Source organism: Reyranella sp., from assembly GCF_965229815.1.
Lineage (GTDB): Bacteria > Pseudomonadota > Alphaproteobacteria > Reyranellales > Reyranellaceae > Reyranella.
The window spans coordinates 2,653,017-2,670,323 of the sequence record NZ_CBDDJN010000006.1; the positions used below are offsets into that span (position 1 = coordinate 2,653,017).

General features: G+C 69.4%; 15 protein-coding genes. 2 read left to right on the top strand and 13 right to left on the bottom strand.

Annotated features, from left to right (window positions below; translation table 11 throughout):
- Positions 1-197: 197 nt before the first annotated feature.
- From ACO073_RS24055 to ACO073_RS24095, 9 genes are all read right to left on the bottom strand, one after another.
- Positions 198-1,235, bottom strand: a complete 1,038-nt coding sequence (locus ACO073_RS24055) for an amidohydrolase family protein (protein ID WP_422000969.1) — start codon at positions 1,233-1,235, stop codon at positions 198-200.
- Between the two features lie 7 nt (positions 1,236-1,242).
- Positions 1,243-1,638 carry an AtzH-like domain-containing protein gene (locus tag ACO073_RS24060; protein ID WP_422000971.1) on the bottom strand — a complete coding sequence of 132 codons (396 nt, stop codon included), beginning with the start codon at positions 1,636-1,638 and terminating at the stop codon, positions 1,243-1,245.
- Between the two features lie 5 nt (positions 1,639-1,643).
- Positions 1,644-2,174 carry a sugar O-acetyltransferase gene (locus tag ACO073_RS24065; RefSeq protein WP_422002203.1) on the bottom strand — a complete coding sequence of 177 codons (531 nt, stop codon included), beginning with the start codon at positions 2,172-2,174 and terminating at the stop codon, positions 1,644-1,646.
- Positions 2,175-2,215: 41 nt separating this feature from the next.
- Positions 2,216-3,397: an amidase gene (locus ACO073_RS24070; RefSeq protein WP_422000973.1), complete on the bottom strand. Its 1,182-nt coding sequence runs from the start codon at positions 3,395-3,397 to the stop codon at positions 2,216-2,218.
- Positions 3,398-3,493: 96 nt separating this feature from the next.
- Positions 3,494-6,598, bottom strand: coding sequence for an efflux RND transporter permease subunit (locus tag ACO073_RS24075; protein WP_422000975.1), 3,105 nt, complete (start codon positions 6,596-6,598; stop codon positions 3,494-3,496).
- Between the two features lie 30 nt (positions 6,599-6,628).
- Positions 6,629-7,855, bottom strand: coding sequence for an efflux RND transporter periplasmic adaptor subunit (locus tag ACO073_RS24080; RefSeq protein WP_422000976.1), 1,227 nt, complete (start codon positions 7,853-7,855; stop codon positions 6,629-6,631).
- 150 nt (positions 7,856-8,005) lie between these two features.
- Positions 8,006-8,620, bottom strand: coding sequence for a 30S ribosomal protein S4 (gene rpsD, locus ACO073_RS24085; protein ID WP_422000978.1), 615 nt, complete (start codon positions 8,618-8,620; stop codon positions 8,006-8,008).
- Between the two features lie 211 nt (positions 8,621-8,831).
- Positions 8,832-9,266 (bottom strand): OsmC family protein, encoded by a 435-nt coding sequence (locus ACO073_RS24090; RefSeq protein WP_422000980.1) that lies wholly within the window; start codon positions 9,264-9,266, stop codon positions 8,832-8,834.
- Between the two features lie 69 nt (positions 9,267-9,335).
- Positions 9,336-10,253, bottom strand: coding sequence for a hypothetical protein (locus tag ACO073_RS24095; RefSeq protein WP_422000982.1), 918 nt, complete (start codon positions 10,251-10,253; stop codon positions 9,336-9,338).
- A 130-nt stretch (positions 10,254-10,383) separates the two neighbouring features.
- Between ACO073_RS24095 and ACO073_RS24100 the strand changes: the two genes are divergently transcribed.
- Positions 10,384-10,752 carry a helix-turn-helix domain-containing protein gene (locus ACO073_RS24100; protein WP_422000984.1) on the top strand — a complete coding sequence of 123 codons (369 nt, stop codon included), beginning with the start codon at positions 10,384-10,386 and terminating at the stop codon, positions 10,750-10,752.
- A 21-nt stretch (positions 10,753-10,773) separates the two neighbouring features.
- Here the strand turns inward: ACO073_RS24100 and ACO073_RS24105 are convergent, their stop codons facing one another.
- The 4 genes from ACO073_RS24105 to cimA form a co-directional block, all read right to left on the bottom strand.
- On the bottom strand, positions 10,774-11,541 hold the full coding sequence (locus ACO073_RS24105; RefSeq protein WP_422000986.1) for an RNA methyltransferase: 768 nt from the start codon (positions 11,539-11,541) through the stop codon (positions 10,774-10,776).
- 91 nt (positions 11,542-11,632) lie between these two features.
- Positions 11,633-13,132: a DHA2 family efflux MFS transporter permease subunit gene (locus ACO073_RS24110; protein ID WP_422000988.1), complete on the bottom strand. Its 1,500-nt coding sequence runs from the start codon at positions 13,130-13,132 to the stop codon at positions 11,633-11,635.
- Positions 13,133-13,142: 10 nt separating this feature from the next.
- Entirely contained in the window at positions 13,143-14,300 is a 1,158-nt protein-coding gene (locus tag ACO073_RS24115; RefSeq protein WP_422000990.1) for an HlyD family secretion protein, read from the bottom strand.
- 181 nt (positions 14,301-14,481) lie between these two features.
- Positions 14,482-16,086 carry a citramalate synthase gene (gene cimA / locus ACO073_RS24120; protein WP_422000992.1) on the bottom strand — a complete coding sequence of 535 codons (1,605 nt, stop codon included), beginning with the start codon at positions 16,084-16,086 and terminating at the stop codon, positions 14,482-14,484.
- Positions 16,087-16,130: 44 nt separating this feature from the next.
- Between cimA and ACO073_RS24125 the strand changes: the two genes are divergently transcribed.
- Complete coding sequence (locus ACO073_RS24125; protein WP_422000994.1) at positions 16,131-17,249, top strand: mandelate racemase/muconate lactonizing enzyme family protein; 1,119 nt, start codon at positions 16,131-16,133, stop codon at positions 17,247-17,249.
- Positions 17,250-17,307 lie beyond the last annotated feature (58 nt).

Consider the following 17,307-nt stretch of genomic DNA (forward strand, 5'->3'; position numbering starts at 1 on the left):
CGTTGCGTAAAGCCACGCGAGGGACGTGAGACGTCGATACGCCTACTCTACAAACTCCTTGGAAATAGATGCCTCCGTCCGTCGCTCCCTGAGCCCGGCGGACGTTCGTCGTCCTGCCGGCGACCCGCCGTCGGTGGCGGGCCGATATTGCTTACAACTGCTTTACCGTTGCAGCCGAGCAGCGGAATGTCAATCGACTATGCCAGGCGATAAATCCTGCTCGCCGTACCGTGAAACAGGGCGTTTCTTTCCGATTCCGACGCGCCGCCTGCGAGGCGCTTGAAGGCATTCCACAGCACGCCGTAGCCCGACGTGATCTTGTCGACGGGAAAGTTGCTCTCGAACATGCATCGCTCGGCGCCGAACAGTTCGATGCAGGTTTCCACCCAGGGCTTGAAGGCCCCGGCCAGCTCCTCCGAGGATGGCGGGGCGGGACGCGCATAGAAATCGAACCAGCCCATCGCCATGCCGAGGCCGCCGACCTTCACCGTGACGTTGGGCCGGCGTGCGAGCTCCGCCATCGACTTCTTCCAGGTCGCGAACACCTCGTCGTGCCGCGCGGCATAGGAGGCATAGCCCAGCGGCCCGCCGACATGGTCGAGCACGATCGACGTGCCGGGGAAAGCCGCCGCGAGGTCGGCCACCTCGCCGAGCTGCGGATGGTACGCCCAGGCATCGAAGGTGAGATCGCGCCTGGCCAGCTCGGCGAAGCCCTCGCGCCAGGTGCGATCGGCCATCAGGCCCGGGGTAGGATTGGTACGCGTGGCTCTGATGCCGGGGTCGCTGTCGAGGCCGGTCTGGTAGCGGATGCCGACGAAGCGGCCGTTGCCGGCGGCGATCTGGGCGTCGAACACCGGGCCGGCCTTGGCGCCCAGGCGCAGGTCGACATGGCTCACGATGGCGGCACAGGCCCGCAGGTCGCCGTAGAGGCCGCTGGCGCTCATCGCGGCGACGCCATTGGCGAACTCCGTCTCGCCGGCGCAGCGCAGCTCGGACGGACCGTCCTTGCGGTACATCGAATGGCAGTCGACGAACACGGTGGCGACGATGTTGTGGCCGCTCCGCGTGTCGGCCAGCAGGTCGGGAAAGAGATAGTCGTTGCCCGGCCGCTGCCAGAGATGGTGATGCGGATCGACGATCGGCAGGCCGGGGTCGATTGCCTCCTCGGTCACCTTGGCGACCCAGGCATTGTCGACCGGCACGACGTTGCCCAGCATCGCGGTGGCTGTACTCATCATGTCCTCACAAGGTCGGTTCCCTGTCGATCATTGAGACATGCGCGGCGACCACTTTCCACCCTGCATCGGGAAAGCGGACCCAGGTCTGCATCTGGCGGCCGATCATGTCGTGGCCGCGCACCTTGTAGACGAGCGTGACGGTGGCGACGTCGCGGCCGACGGTGACGATGTCGAGCCGCAGGCGCTTCTCCTTCGTGCCGGGGCCGGGCGGCCGGGCGACCCGGTGGGCATGGATGCGGTCGAAGCCGTAGCCGTGCTCGTAGTTCGCGAGCCGGATCGCATGCGGGCTGTTCCAGAAGGTGGCGTCGAGCACGTCGACATCCTTGTCGATCAGCGCCTGCTCGTAGCGTTCGAACAGGCCGCGGACCTCCTCGACGATCTCCGGGATGTTCGGCGTCATGTCCCTCACTTCTGTCTCTCCCTGGCCGGGTTGCCCACCACCGTGGCGCCCGGCGGCACGTCACGGGTCACGACGGCGCCGGCGCCGACGATGGCATCGTCGCCGACCTTGACGCCCGGCAGGATGATCGCGCCGGCGCCGATCCAGACATTGGCGCCGATCCTGACCGGCCGGCCGAGTTCCAGGCCGGCGCGCCGCTGCGCGGGATCGCGCGGATGATCGGCGGTCAGGATCTGGACGCCGGGCCCGATCTGCGTGCCGTCGCCGATCGTCACCGCGACCACGTCCAGGATCACGCAGTTGAAGTTGAGGAAGACGCCCTTGCCCAGGCGGATGTTGTAGCCGTAGTCGCAGTGGAACGGCGGGCGGACATAGGCGCCCTCTCCCACCTCGGCGAGCAGCTCGCGCAGCAGCGCCGCGTGGTCCCGCTGCGTCCGGGCGATCGAGGCGTTGTAGCGGTCCATCCACTCGGCGGCGCGGCGTGCATCCGCCGCCAGTTCCTCGCCGGTCGCGACATAGAGCTTGCCCGCCAGCATCTTCTGCTTCTCGGTCGCCACCGGCCCTCCCCGCCCGGACGTCAGCCGCCCTTTGCCTCGAGCGCCCGGGCCACCGCGACCAGCGTCGCATCGCTGCCGCGCGGCCCGATGATCGACAGGCCGACGGGCAGGCCGTCGACGGTCGCGCCCGGCAGATTGACCTGCGGATGGCCGGCCAGCCCGCCCTGCGCGCAGAGGCAGGTGATGCGGTCGCGCAGCGGATCCAGCACCGATAGGGGCTGGCCGCGCAGCGGCGCCGGAAATGGCGTCGTCGGCAGGCAGAGGATCGTCCCGGCGGGCAGCAGCCAGGCCATGCGCCCGCGCGCTTCCTGGCGCATCAGGTTGGCCCAGACACGGTCCCCCTCGGGCGTGAGCGATGCCATCACCAGGCCGCGCGCGACCGAGAAGGCGAAGCGCGGGTTGCGCTCGTCCAGCCACTCCCGGAACGTGTTGTAGGCCTCGACCGGCTGCAGGGTGCGCTGCGCCCGGGCCCAGACCGACAGGCCGGGCGGCGCCATGATCTCCTCGCGAGCGGAGCCGACGAGGTCCGCCAGCCTCGCCACCATCGGCTGGAGCGCGGCGGCGACCGCGGCATCGGCGAAGCCGAAGGCGTCGACGGCGATCACCAGCCGGTCCGGCAGCGCGGCTGGAATCTCCTCGCCCAGCAGGACCGAGGAGACGCGGGCGAAGGTGGCGGCGTCGCGGGCGAACCAGCCCGTCGTGTCCGACGTCGGCGCCTGCGGCATCATCCCGGAGACGTCGATCCGCCCGTGCGTCGGACGGATGCCATAGAGGCCGCTGAAGCTCGCGGGCACGCGGACCGAGCCGCCGGTGTCGGTGCCCAGCGCGGTGTCGCACAGCCCTGCGGCGACGGCGGCCGCCGATCCCGAGGACGACCCGCCCGGCACGCGTCCCGGCGCGCGCACGTTGACCGGCGTGCCGTCGAAGGCGTTCTCGCCCAGGATGCCGAGCGAAACCTCGTCGGTGATCGTCTTGCCGATCAGGGTGGCACCGCCGTCGAGCAGGGTCTGCACCGCCCAGGCGTGCCGGGTCGGCACCGGACGGCCGGTCGGCCAGTCGTGATTGCCGCCGCCGGTCGGCACGCCGGCGACATCGAACAGGTCCTTGGCCGCGAAGGTGAGGCCGGCCAGCGGCCCGCCGGCACGACCCTCGACACGGGCTCGCGGCCCGGGGACGAAGGCGCCGATCTCGTCGGGGCTCATCGGCGGACCCGCGCCACGCAGCGCCGCGCAGCGAGCGGGCAATCGACGGGGACGCGCCGCCGCCGGGGCGGCGCGGTGCCGGCAGGGATCATGGGACTACTCCGCGGGGGTTGGGTGAGGCTGGGGGCGACGGCGCCAGGAGAAGCGCATGCCGGTCAGCTTGTCGAACCAGATATAGACCACCGGCGTGATGAAGAGGGTCAGCAACTGGGACACGAGCAGGCCGCCGACCACCGTGATGCCGAGCGGCTGGCGCAGCTCGGCGCCGGCGCCGGCGCCCACTGCGATCGGCAGCGCGCCGAGCAGCGCGCAGGCCGTGGTCATCATGATCGGGCGGAAGCGCAGCACCGCCGCCTCGACGATCGCCTGCTCGGCGGGCGCCCCCTGCGCCCGCCGCTCGATGGCGAAGTCGACCATCATGATGGCGTTCTTCTTCACGATGCCGATCAGCATGACGACGCCGATCATGGCGATGACGCTGAGGTCCATGTTGAACAGCATCAGGATGGCCAGCGCGCCGATGCCGGCCGACGGCAGGCCGGACAGGATCGTGAGCGGATGGATGAAGCTCTCGTAGAGGATGCCGAGGATGATGTAGATCACCAGCACCGCCGCCAGCAGCAGCATGCCCTGGTTGGCCACGGCCTGCTGGAAGACCTGGGCGCTGCCCTCGAAGCTGGTCGTGATGAAGCCCGGCAGGCCGATCTCGACGGCGGCGGCGTTGATGTCGGCGACCGCCTGGCCGAGCGCGACGCCCGGCGCCAGGTTGAAGGAGATGATGACCGAAGGGAGCTGGGCGATGTGGTTGACCGTGAGCGAGGTCGGCTTGTCGCTGCGCTTGGCGACCGTGTCGAGCGGCACCAGCGCGCCACTCGGCGTCCGCACCTGCAGGCGGCGCAGGATCTCGTTGACGTCGGCGTACTTCGGGTCGGCCTCGAGGATGACCTGATAGGTGTCGTCGGGCGCGTAGATGGTGGACACCTGGCGGCTGCCGAAGGCCGAGTAGAGGACCAGGCGGATCTGGTCGACCGACAGGCCCAGCCGCGAGGCCGTGTCGCGGTCGACGTCGATCACCGTCGAGCGCGCCCTCACCTGCAGGTCCGAGTTCACGTCCATGATGCTGGGGATGCGCCGCATGCGCTGTTCCATCTGGGGCGCGAAATCGCGCAGGGCGGCGAGGTCGCTCGACCGCATGCCGAACTGATACTGGGCGCGGGTCTGGGTCGTTCCGAGGTTGATCGACTGGACCGGCTGGAAGAAGACGTTGATGCCGGGAACGGTCGCCGTCGCGCGCCGCAGGCGCGCGATCACTTCCGTGGCGGTGGCGGTCCGCTCCGGCTTGTCGCGCAGCATGATGAACAGGCGTCCGGAGTTCACGGTCGCCGCGGCATTGCCGCCGCCGACGATCGACAGCACCGACTCGACGTCGGGGTCGCGCTTGACGATCTCGGCGAGGGCTCCCTGGCGGGCGACCATGGCATCGAACGAGGCGTCGTCCGGACCGACCGTCGAGCCCGAGATCTGGCCGATGTCCTCCGAGGGGAAGAAGCCCTTGGGGATGGCCTGGAACAGGACGCCCGTCAGCACGAAGGTGCCCAGGGTGATGGCCAGCACCAGCCGCGGCAACGCCACCGTGCGCTTCAGCGCCCAGCCGTAGCCGTCACTCAGCTTGGTGAAGCTCCACTCGAAGGCGCGCAGCAGGAAGTTGTGCTTCTCGTGATGGTCGACCGGCTTCAGCATGCGCGAGCACAGCATCGGGGTAAGGGTCAGCGACACCACGCCGGAGATCAGGATGGCGAAGCTGATGACCAGGCCGAACTCGTTGAACATGCGGCCGACCACGCCGCCCATGAACAGGACGGGGATGAAGACGGCGACCAGCGACAGGGTCATCGACACGATCGTGAAGCCGACCTCCTTGGAGCCCTTGAACGCGGCCTCCATCGGCTTCTCGCCCGCCTCTATGTGGCGGACGATGTTCTCCAGCATGACGATCGCATCGTCGACCACGAATCCCACGGCGAGCGTCAGCGCGAGCAGCGAGATGTTGTCGATCGAGTGGCCGCAAACGTACATCGCCGCGAAGGTGCCGATCACAGAGATCGGCAGCGCGATGGCCGGGATCATGGTCGCCCGGACGCTGCGCAGGAAGAAGTAGATCGCGACGATGACCAGGATGGCGGCGAGGATCAGCGTGAACTCGACGTCCTCGATGGCGTGGCGGATCGGCACCGACCGGTCGGCCAGCAGCTCGATCTCGACGCCCGACGGCAGCTCGGCCTGGATGGCGGGCAGCATCGCCTTCACGCGGTCGACGACCTCGACCGTGTTGCCGTCGGGCTGGCGGTAGACGCCCAGCACGATCGCCCGGGTGCCGTTCAGCCAGCTCGCGACCTTGTCGTTCTCGACGCTGTCGACGGCCGTCGCCACGTCGGAGACGCGCACGGGCGCGCCGTTCTGCCAGGTGACGATGACCGGCATGTAGTCGGCCGCCTTGTTGATCGGACCGGTGGCGTCGAGGATCGAGCTCTGGCGCTGGTCGGCGATGGCGCCGACCGGCTTGCTCGAATTGGCGTTGACCACCGCCGTCTGCAGCTCCTGCAGGGTCAGGCCGCGCACGGCGAGCTGGTCGAGGTTCGCCTGCACGCGCACGGCGTACTTCTGCGAGCCGAAGATCAGGACCTGGGCGACGCCGGGCAGCGTCGAGAGGCGCGGCAGGATCGACCGGTTGGCGAAGGCGTCGATGTCGGACAGGCGCGCCTGCGACGAGCGGAGCGCGAGGAACATCACCGCCCAGTCGGCCGGATTGACCTTGCGGAAGCTGGGCGGCGTCGTCATCTCCGGCGGCAGCCGACGCATGGCCGAGGAGATGGCCGACTGCACGTCGAGCGCCGCGCCGTCGATCGAGCGGTTGAAGTCGAACTGCAGGACGATGGAGGTGTTGCCGAGCGACGAGGTCGAGGTCATCGCCGTCACGCCGGCGATGGTCGAGAACTGCCGCTCGAGGATGGAGGCGACCGAGGCCGCCATCGTCTCCGGGCTGGCGCCGGGAAGCTGGGCGGAGACCTGGATGGTCGGGAAGTCGACGCGCGGGATCGCCGCGACGGGGAGCTGCTTGTAACCGAAGGCGCCGGCCAGGACGAAGGCCGCCATCACCAGGATGGTCATCACCGGCCGGCGGATGCAGAGCGCTGAGAGCATGACCGGTCGTCGACCTTTCTTTCCGCTGGATCAGCCGCGTGGCGGCGCGTTCGCTGTCGTCGCTTCGGGGGCTCCGGGACGGATCACCACGTTGGCGCCGTTCACCAGCCGCAGCTGGCCGTCGACCACGACCTGCTCGCCCGCCGAGAGCCCCTTGGCGATGACCGATTCTCCGTCCTGGGTGCGCTTGATCACGACGTTGCGCAGTTCAGCGACATTGTCCTTCACGACGAACAGGTAGGGCCCGTTCGGGCCGAGCTGGATGGCCGGCGCCGGCACGGCGATGGCGTCGGGCTCGACGCCCAGGATCACCTCGACCTTGACGAACTGGCCCGGCCACAGGCCCTCGTTCGCGTTGGCGATCCGGGCCTTGGCGGTGACGGTGCCGGTGAGCGAGTCGACGGTGTTCTCCAGGAACGCGATCGTGCCCGACTGCCGGGTATCGCCCACCACCGCGTTCACCTTGACGTCGCCCCTGGCCATCGCTGCCCGGATGTCGGGCAGGAAGACCTGCGGAACGGCAAAGGAAACATAGATCGGATCGATCTGGTTGATGGTCGCCAGCGCGCTCGTGGCCGTGTTGTCGCCGACGCGGACGACGGTGCCCGCCTTGCTGGCGATCGAGCCGATGCGGCCCGACACCGGCGCCTTGATCTCGGTGTAGGTTATCAGGGTCATCACGCTGGCCTTGTTGGCCTCGTCGGCGTCGAGCTGGGCCTCGGCGGCCTTGAGCGTGGTGATCGCCGTGTCGCGGCTGACGACCGTGCCCGCGTTCTTGGCAAGCAGCTCCTCGTAGCGCGCCACGTCGCGCCGGGCCTGGGCGACCTGCGCCTGGTCCTTGCGGATCTGCGCCTCGATCTGGCCGAGCTGCGCCCTCAGTGTCCGTGAATCGAGCTCGAACAGCAGGTCACCCTCCTTGACGAGGGCGCCCTCCTCCACCGCGACCTTCATGATCTGGCTGTCGAGCCGCGACTTGATCTGGATCGAGGCAATGGCCTGCACGGTGCCGACCGCCTCCAGGAGGATCGGCATCGCCTTTTTGCTGACCTTCGAGACGACGACCGGAACCGGCCCCCCGGGATTGAGGCGGCCGCGCCGCCCCTGCGGCTGCGCCGAGGCAGCCGGGCTCGCGGCGCCGGCGGAACTCGCGGCGGTGCCCAGGCCCAGGCGCTGCGCGACCTCGTCGCGATAGAGGTAGGCCGCTCCGCCGATCCCACCCACGATCAGCGCGAACACCGCCAGACGGACAATCCGCATTCCAGAAGTCTCCAGACCCCAGCCCCGCACGAGTATAGGCGGCGGCCGCCCCGCGGGACAGACGGAACCGGTCGTCCCGCCCAACCCGAAAGCAAAAAACCCGCCACAGGGCGGCGGGTTTTCGTTGCTGTCGCGGATCGGGTTGCCCGGTCAGCGGCTGTAGTACTCGACCACCAGCGAGGGTTCCATCTGGACCGGATAGGGCACGTCGGCCAGCTTCGGGCCACGCACGTAGGTGCCCTTCATGTCCTTGTGATCGACGGAAACGTACTCCGGCACGTCGCGCTCGGCGGTCTGGGTGGCTTCCAGCACCCGGGCCATCTCCTTGGCCTTGGACGTCAGCTCGATCACGTCATTGTCCTTCACCAGGTAGGACGCGATGTTGACGCGGCGGCCGTTCACTTTGACGTGACCATGGCTCACCAGCTGGCGGCTGGCGAACACGGTGATGGCGAACTTCATGCGGTAGACGACCGCGTCCAGCCGGCGCTCGAGCAGCTCGACCAGGTTCTCGCCGGTGTCGCCCTTGCGGCGCACGGCCTCCGTGTAATAGCGGCGCAGCTGGCGCTCGGAGACCGAGCCGTAGTAGCCCTTCAGCCGCTGCTTGGCCATGAGCTGGAGCCGGTAGTCGGTCGGCTTCTGGCGAGCCTGGCCGTGCTGGCCGGGACCGTATTCGCGCTTGTTGATCGGGCTCTTGGGACGGCCCCACAGGTTGACCCTGAGGCGGCGGTCGATCTTGTACTTCGAATTCTCGCGCTTGCTCACGCGCTCGCTCCATCGTTGTGCGCCCGGCCTGCCCGGCCGATGACGCTGTTGTCCGGATAGGCCTGGGTCCGATCGCCAACCATTGCGGCCGGCCGAAATCGGGGCGGGATGAAGGCCCGGGGGCCCGCAACCACGTTCTCCGGAGAAGGCCGGGAACATACTGGCGGCGGCGGCTTAGTCAAGCCGCCGTTCGGCCAGTGAAATCAACGGGTTAGATCTCGACCAGCACGACCTCGTGGGTGATCTCCGCCGATTTGCGCACCATGGCGGTGGCCGAGCAGTACTTTTCGTCCGACAGGCTGACCGCCCGTTCGATCAGGGAACGGTTCAGGCGGCGGCCGCGCACCGTGTAGACGAGCTTCACCGAGGTGAAGACCTTGGGATGATCCCCGGCCCGCTCGGCGACCAGGGAGACCTCGACGCCCTCGATGTCCTGGCGCTGCTTGCGCAGCATGGCGACGACGTCGATCGCGGTGCAGCCGCCCATGCCCATCAGCAGCACTTCCATCGGCCGCGAGGCGAGGTTGCGGCCGCCGATGTCGGGCGCCCCGTCCATGGTGATCGTGTGTCCGCTGCCGCCCTCGGCGACGAACAGGGCGCCATCGACCCAAGAGACCTTGGCGGTGGTGGAGGCGGAAGGAGGCATCGGGGCTCCGTGAGGGATGCGTGGCGGCGGCGAGCCTACATCCCCCACGGAGCGGTCGGCATCAAGCGGTCAGCAGAAGGCCGGGGCGATCCCGGCCAGCCGCCGGGCACCGGCGGCGGAAAGCCGGCCGACCGTCTCCAGGAAGCGGGGATGGCTCACGCCCGCGCCGATGAAGGTCCAGCGCTGGGCCTGCAACTGCTGCTGTTCGATCCGGGCATGCTCGGCCTCGCCCAGGCGGCGGCCGCCGGCCTTCATCAGGGCCGCGAGGTCGAGCAGCACCTGGCGCTTCAGCTCCTCGTCGAAGAGGGCGACGATCTCGAGATAGCCGTCGAGGGCCTTCGCGATGCCGGGCTCCGGCACGCCCCATGCGAGGTTGGCGACCAGCGCCGCGTCGAACGTGGCGTGCCTTGCTTCCTCCATCCAGTGATGGCGCAGCAGCCGGGCGAAGGGCCGGTCGATGCCGCGCTCGTCGCGGATACAGCCTTCATGGTGGCGCTCGGTCATCCCGTCGAGATGCAGGACGAACAGCGCCACCGACAGCGGCGCGTGCGCCAGCACCGCCCGCGAGAAGGTCTCGGCGGGCCCGACGACGTCGCATTGCGTCCCGAAGCCGTCGCGGACCGCGGCGGCGCAGCGGCGGAAGAGGTCGATGTGCTCGGCTTCCTCGTCGGCAACGCGCTGGAGGGCGCGGCAACGCATCCCGTCGCCGTCGCGGCGTGTGCGGGCCTGGTCTCGCAGGAAGGGCGGGATGACCCCTTCGGCAAGCCCAACGAGGTGGAGGTAGCCATGGCCGCGGATCTGGTTCAGCAGCAGCCGCTCGCGGCCCGACAGGCTGTCCAGCGCATCGACGCGGGCCAGCGACTCGGGCAGGAAGCGCCGGTCAAAATCTGGCCGCTTTTCGCCGCCGATAATGTCCTCGGCGCGCCAGCCGGCGCGCGGCGAAGACGCGAGGGCCGGTGCCGTCGCAGAGATGATGTCGGTTCGCATCGCAGCCTCCAGACGTCGCGTCGTTGCGCGATGGGCAAGATATGAAAGCGAGCCGCACCCGCCACTATCCGCAAACCGCCCGATGTCCCCGGCGTCGCGGATTGCCGCGGACCGTTGCCAAGGAGACACGATGATCCACCGCTCCGTCCTCCCGATCGACGATCGTCCCCCCGCTCCCGACCTCGGCCGCGCCACGCGGTTCATCGACGACCATCTCGACGACGCGCTCAGCGTCGCCACCGTGGCGGCGGTCGCCGGCGTTGCCGGACGCACGCTGCACAAGCGCTTCCTCGACCGCCACGGCACGACGCCGATGCGCTACGTGCGCGACTGCCGCCTGGCGCGGGCGCGGGCGGCGCTGCTGTGCGCCGGGCCGCAGGACAGCGTGACGTCGATCGCGCTCCACTGCGGCTTCCGTCATCTCGGCCGCTTCGCGGTCGCGTACCGCCGGCGCTACGGCGAGACGCCGTCGCAGACGCTGCGCCGCGACCACGCCTGACAGCGGCGTCCGCGTCGCCCGCTATTCCTCGTCGTGCTTGTGCTTGGCGAGGAACTTGATGACGCCGTGGAAGGTGCGGACCTCCTGCTCGGTCATGGCCGCACGCTGCAGCAGGGCGCGCAGGTTGTTGACCATCGCCGGCCGCATCGCCTGGTGGCGCAGGAAGCCCGATTGGTCCAGCGACCGCTCGAGATGGCCGAACAGGTTCTGCAGCTCCTCCTTGGTGGCCGGCCGCGTCGAATGGTCGGACATGCGCTCGACCGGCGAGGCGTCGCCCGCCATCGCCCACTCGTAGGCGACCAGAAGCACGGCCTGCGCGACGTTGAGGGACGAGAATTCCGGGTTGAGCGGGATCGACAGCGCGGTGTCGGCCAGCACGATGTCCTCGTTGACGAGACCCGTGCGCTCGGGACCGAACAGGATGCCGACCCCCTCCCCCGCGGCGATCCAGTCGCGCATCTCGCCGGCGGCATGCCGCGGCGTCACGATGCGCTGGGCGAGCTCGCGGTTGCGCGCGGTCGTCGCCAGCACGCGCTCGAGATCGGCGACGGCCTCGGCCACCGTGTCGAAAACCTCGGCCTGCTCCAGCACCACGTCCGCCCCCGAGGCGGCGCGTTGCGCCTTGTCATTGGGCCAGCCGTCGCGCGGCGCCACCAGGCGCAGGCGGGACAGGCCGCAGTTCAGCATGGCGCGCGCCGCCATGCCGATATTCTCGCCGAGCTGCGGGCGGACCATGATGATCACGGGCGTGGCCGACGGTATCGCGCGGCCCTTCGAGGGACGTCCCATGGGCGCCCTTCTAGAGCATGAGGGCTCGGGCTGGAAACAGCGGCCCGTCGAGCGACCAGTCGGGCGGCTCGTCGGGCGGCCCGTCGGTCGCCTAGCGCGCCAGCATCTGCCGCCGCATCAGGAAGAGCAGCGGGATCACCGCCAGGGTGCAGACGGTCATGACGCGGAAGTCGTTCAGGTACCCGATCATGGCGGCCTGGCGATTGATCTCGGCGTCCCACACCGCGAGCATCTGAGCCTCCGCGCCGGCGCCGGCGCGGCCGAACGGCCAGCCGGCGCTGTAGGGCGTGAGCTGGCCGACCAGCTCGGCGCGGTTCTCCTGCGTGTTGCGCGCCAGCAGCGAGACCAGCACGGCGATGCCGATCGAGGCGCCGAGATTGCGCAGCAGCGCGTTCACTGCCGCGCCCTCGGTGCGCAGCCGGGCCGGCAGGGTGGCGAAGGTGAGCGTGGTGAGCGGCGGGAAGACGAGGCCGAGCCCGAAGCCCAGCAGCACGCCGTTCCACACGATGCGGCTCTCGCTGACCTCCAGCGTGAACAGCGTCATGTCGTGGAGCGACAGCGCGCACAGCAGCAGCCCGATGGCGATCAGCCAGCGCGCGTCGAAGAGGCCGATCAGGCGCGCCGTCAGCATCATCGCCACCATCATGCCGGCGCCGCGCGGGGCGAGCACGATGCCGGTGGTGAACACCGGATAGCCCTTGAGCTGCTGTAGGAAGGGCGGCATCAGCGTCGCCGTCACGATCAGCACGAGGCCGGCCAGCGCCGTGAACACCAGCCCGACCGACAGGTTGCGGTCGCGGAACAGGTCGCGCGACAGGAACGGGTGCTCGTCGGTCAGGACGTGGATCAGGAACATCGCGAAGGCGACGCCGGCCACCAGCGTCTCGACGACGATCTCGATCGAGTCGAACCAGTCGAGTTGCTGGCCGCGGTCGAGCATGAGCTGGAAGCTGCCGATGGCGATGGCGAGGAACGCGAAGCCCAGCATGTCGAACGGCCGAGGCCGGTCCGACAGGCTGTCGCGGACCAGCAGCAGGACGCCGGTGGCGCACATGATGCCGACCGGCAGGTTGACGTAGAATACCCAGCGCCAGGTGAACTGGTCGGTCAGCCAGCCGCCCAGCGACGGGCCGAGGATCGGCCCGACCATGGTCCCGACCCCCCACATGGCCATCGCCTTGCCCTGCTCCTCGCGCGGGTAGGTGTCCATCATGATGGCCTGCGACACCGGGACCAGCGCGGCGCCGAAGCCGCCCTGCAGGGCGCGGAACAGCACGAGCTGGTCGAGCGACTGGGCGGCGCCGCACATCATCGAGACGATCGTGAAGCCGACGACGCAGGTCGAGAGCGTCCGGCGCAGGCCGAACCGCGTCGCGCAGAAGCCGGCGAACGGCGTCATGATGGCCGAGGCCACGATGTAGGACGTCACCACCCAGGAGACCTGCTCCTGCGTGGCCGACAGCGAACCCTGGATCGACGGCAGCGCGACGTTGGCGATGGTGCCGTCGAGCGCGTGCATGATGGTGGCCATCATCACCGTCAGGGTGATCAGGCCCCGCCGGCGGCGGACCGCCGGATCGACCGCGGTCACGGCGCCCCGCTCAAGGCTGGGCCGATGCCGACGCGCTCGACAGGCCCAAGGTCTTGCCGAGGTCGGCGATCAGGCCGCCGAGCGAGCGGCTGTGGCCCGTGTCGATGTCGACCGTCGTGCTCATGCCGACGCGCAGCGGCGGATCGCCCTCGCGGCAGTCGACCGAGATGCGGACCGGGATGCGCTGCACGACCTTGACCCAGTTGCCCGAGGCGTTCTGCGGCGGCAGCACGGCGAACTCCGCGCCGGTCGCCTGCGAGATGCTCGCCACCTTGCCGGTGCAGGCGGCGTCCGGATAGGTGTCGACGTGGATGACCGCCGCCTGGCCCGGCCGGACCTTCGTCAGCTCGGTCTCCTTGAAGTTGGCCTCGATCCACAGGTCGGTGTCGGCCACCACCACCATCACCGGCGCGCCGGCAGTGGCGTAGCTGCCGGGCACCGGCCGCTTGGACACGATGCCGTTGATCGGCGATTCGACCGAGGTCCGCCGCAGCTGCAGCAGCGCCTCGTCGCGGGCGGCGATCATCTGCCTCACCCGCGGATGGTCGTCGGCCTTGATCTTGGGATCGCCGGCCAGCGACGCCTCGATGCGCTGCAGGTCCTCCTGCGCCGCCGAGATGCGCTGGCGCGCGACCTCGAGGCCCATGCGTGTCTCCTCGAGCTTCTGGGTCGAGGCGAACTTCTTCTCGGCGAGGTCGGACTGCCGCTCGAACTCGGCCTGGGCGAAGTTGAGCTGGCTGAGCGCCGCCTTGATCTCCTCGCGCTTGGTCCGCCACTGCGCCCGCAGGCCGCGGATCTCCGCCCGCGTCGTCTCGATCTCGGCGTCGATCTTGGACAGCGCCAGCCGGTAGCTCTGGTCGTCGAGCTTGAACAGGAGCTGGCCGCGCGACACGCGCTGGTTCTCCTGCACCGGCACCTCGACGATGATGCCGCTGAGCTGCGGCGCCACCTGGACCCGGTCGCCCTTCACGTAGGCGTTGTCGGTCGACACGTAGCGACCGGCCGACAGCCAGACGAAGAGGCTGGCGACCAGCACGACCAGGGGCAGCGACCACATGACGGCGCGCGCCAGCACGCGCCGTCCCACCCGCCGTCGCGGGATGGCCGCGACCGGCGGCGGCACCGTCTCCGCAGGGGAACGGGCGTCCAGATGTTCTCCGTCTCTCACCTATATATGGTCTGCCGCGGCCCCAGCCGGGTCAACCGGCGGGCGAAACATGGCTGCTACAGCGGGATGAGATGAGGTGGAATCGCTTGCGATTCCGCCTCATCTCATCCGCGCGCACGAATGTCGCAGGTTGCCGGAGGGCACGATGAGATTGGCTGTTTCCAGCCAATCTCATCGTGCTTTAGGCCGGTTGCGCCGGGTGGGCCCCGTCGCGGAACAGCTTGTAGGTGATGGCGTCGTAGAGCGCGTTGTAGGACGCATCGACGATGTTGGGCGAGACGCCGATGGTCGACCAGCGACGCCGGGAATCGGCGCTCTCGATCATGACGCGCGTGGTCGCCGCCGTGCCGCCCGCGGCGTCGAGAATGCGCACCTTGAAGTCGACCAGCCGCATGTCCTCGAGCTCGGGATAGACCGGCAGCAGGGCCTTTCGCAGCGCAGCATCGAGAGCGTTCACCGGGCCATTGCCCTCGCCCACCTCCATGGCCCGCCGGCCGGCGACGTCGAGCTTCACGGTCGCCTCCGAGAGCGCGATGCGCTGGCCGCGGGCGTTGACGCGGCGCTCGGCCAGCACCCGGAAACTGTGCAGGGCGAAGTAGTCGGGCACGGTGTGCAGCTCATGGCGGGCCAGCAGCTCGAAGGAGGCGTCGGCGCCGTCGTAGGCATAGCCCTCGGCCTCGCGCTCCTTGACGATCTCCAGCAGGCGGCCGACCGCCGGGTCCTTCGGGTCGACCTCGAGCCCGATCTGGCGGAAGCGGGCCATGATGTTGGAGCGACCGGCCTGGTCGCTGACCACGATGATGCGCTGGTTGCCGACCGTCTCGGGGTCGACATGCTCGTAGGTGCGCGGGTCCTTCTCGACCGCCGAGACGTGCAGCCCGCCCTTGTGGGCGAAGGCCCGGGTGCCGACATAGGCGGCGCTGCGGTTGGGCACCACGTTCAGCCGGTCGTCGAGCAGGCGCGACAGGTGGGTGAGCCGCTGCATCGCGCCATCCTTGAGGCCGGTCTCGAAGCCCATCTTCAGGACCAGGTTGGGGATCAGGGCGATCATGTTGGCGTTGCCGCAGCGCTCGCCCAGCCCGTTGATCGTGCCCTGGACCTGTCGCACGCCGGCGCGCACGGCGGCCAGCGTGTTGGCGACGGCGTTCTCGGTGTCGTTGTGGGTGTGGATGCCGAGCCGCTCGCCCGGAATCTTCTTCACCACCTCGCCGACGATGCGCTCGACCTCGTGCGGCAGCGTGCCGCCGTTGGTGTCGCACAGGACCAGCCAGCGCGCGCCCGCCTTCTCGGCGGCGGCCAGGCAGGCCATCGCATAGTCGGGATTGGCCTTGTAGCCGTCGAAGAAATGCTCGGCGTCGAACATCACCTCGTCCATGCGGCCCTTCGCGTAGGCGAGCGAATCGGCGATCATCTCGAGGTACTCGCCGCGATCGACCTCGAGCGCCACGTCGACGTGGAAGTCCCAGGTCTTGCCGACCATGCAGACGTTGCGCGCCCTGGTCTGCAGGATGGCGGCGAGACCGGGATCGTTGGCGGCGCTGCGGCCGGCGCGCCGCGTCATGCCGAAGGCCACGAACTTCGCGCTCTCGAAGGCCGGCGGGTCGGCGAAGAAGCGGTCGTCCGTCGGATTGGCGCCCGGCCAGCCGCCCTCGATGTAGTCGATCCCCAGCAGGTCGAGCTCGCGCGCGATCGCAGCCTTGTCCGCGACGGTGAAGTCGACGCCCTGGGTCTGGGCGCCGTCTCGCAGGGTGGTGTCGAAGAGATAGAGGCGGTTGGACGAGGTCATGGCGGCGGCATCATAGTGAGCCAAACGCGCGGGAGATACGCCGGATGACCACGCCCACCACCATCACCGAACTGCGCTCCTCGCTCCTCAAGGTGCCGTGGCGGGGCGCCGCGCCGGCGGCCGGCATCCTGTCGGCGCCGGTGCGCGACATCTACGTGCTGGAGATCGAGACCCAGGGCGGGCTGATCGGCATGAGCTACCTGATGCCGCTGCGCGGCGGCCTCGAGACTCTCGATGCCTGCATGAAGGAGCTGATCGCCCCGCACGTGATCGGCCGCGACGCGACCGAGGTCGAGGCGATCTGGCAGACGCTCTACCGCAGCAACTTCTGGCTGGGCCGCATGGGCGTCACCGTGTTCGCCCAGAGCGCCGTCGACATGGCGCTGTGGGACATCGTCGGCAAGCGTGCCGGCCTGCCGCTGTTCCGGCTGTGGGGCGCCGCGCGCACGTCGATCCCGGCCTACGGCTCGGGCTGCTTCCGCGGGCTCGGCCGCGACGGCATGATCGCGCGCGCCAAGGAGTTCACCGCGCAGGGCCTCACGGCGATCAAGATGCAGGTCGCGCACATAAGGCCGTGGCGCGAGGACGTGCTGAACGTCAAGGCGATGCGCGAGGCGATGGGCGGCGGCGTCGAGATCATGATCGACGTCAACATGGGCTGGGACGCCGACACCGCCATCCAGGCCGGCCATCGCATCGACGAGTACGATCCCTACTGGCTGGAGGAGCCGGTGGTGGCCGAGGACTTCGCGGGCTACCGCCGCATCGCGGCCGCGCTCAAGACCCGCGTGGTCGGCGGCGAGAGCCACTTCACGCGCAACGACCTGCGACCGTTCTTCGAGACGCAATCCGTCCCCATCCTGCAGCCCGACCCGATGCGCGGCGGCTTCACCGAGCTGCGCAAGATCGCCGCCGCCGCCGAGCCCTGGGGCATCCGCCTCGCCCCGCATCTCTTCCACGAGACCATGGTCCATGTCCTGGCGGCGATCCCGAACGCCAGCTACCTCGAGTACATGGACTGGAACGACGATCTCTGGATCGAACCGATCCTGCCGGCCCGGGACGGCACGATGGCGCCGCCCGAGCGGCCCGGCCACGGCCTCGCCTTCCGGCCCGAGATCCTGAAGGACTGCCGCGTCGGCGGGCAGCGGATGACGGGTTGAGGCGCTTCCGCCGCCGGTTCGGATTCGCATTCGCGCGCGGTCGAGGGAAAGGCTCATA

Coding starts and splice junctions, on each gene's coding strand:
- ACO073_RS24065 (WP_422002203.1), bottom strand. CDS start 2,174: ATGCTGGCGGGCAAGCTCTATGTCGCGACCGGCGAGGAACTGGCGGCG.
- ACO073_RS24070 (WP_422000973.1), bottom strand. CDS start 3,397: ATGAGCCCCGACGAGATCGGCGCCTTCGTCCCCGGGCCGCGAGCCCGT.
- ACO073_RS24090 (WP_422000980.1), bottom strand. CDS start 9,266: ATGCCTCCTTCCGCCTCCACCACCGCCAAGGTCTCTTGGGTCGATGGC.
- ACO073_RS24055 (WP_422000969.1), bottom strand. CDS start 1,235: ATGAGTACAGCCACCGCGATGCTGGGCAACGTCGTGCCGGTCGACAAT.
- ACO073_RS24080 (WP_422000976.1), bottom strand. CDS start 7,855: ATGCGGATTGTCCGTCTGGCGGTGTTCGCGCTGATCGTGGGTGGGATC.
- ACO073_RS24095 (WP_422000982.1), bottom strand. CDS start 10,253: ATGCGAACCGACATCATCTCTGCGACGGCACCGGCCCTCGCGTCTTCG.
- ACO073_RS24100 (WP_422000984.1), top strand. CDS start 10,384: ATGATCCACCGCTCCGTCCTCCCGATCGACGATCGTCCCCCCGCTCCC.
- ACO073_RS24075 (WP_422000975.1), bottom strand. CDS start 6,598: ATGCTCTCAGCGCTCTGCATCCGCCGGCCGGTGATGACCATCCTGGTG.
- ACO073_RS24105 (WP_422000986.1), bottom strand. CDS start 11,541: ATGGGACGTCCCTCGAAGGGCCGCGCGATACCGTCGGCCACGCCCGTG.
- ACO073_RS24060 (WP_422000971.1), bottom strand. CDS start 1,638: ATGACGCCGAACATCCCGGAGATCGTCGAGGAGGTCCGCGGCCTGTTC.
- cimA (WP_422000992.1), bottom strand. CDS start 16,086: ATGACCTCGTCCAACCGCCTCTATCTCTTCGACACCACCCTGCGAGAC.
- ACO073_RS24125 (WP_422000994.1), top strand. CDS start 16,131: ATGACCACGCCCACCACCATCACCGAACTGCGCTCCTCGCTCCTCAAG.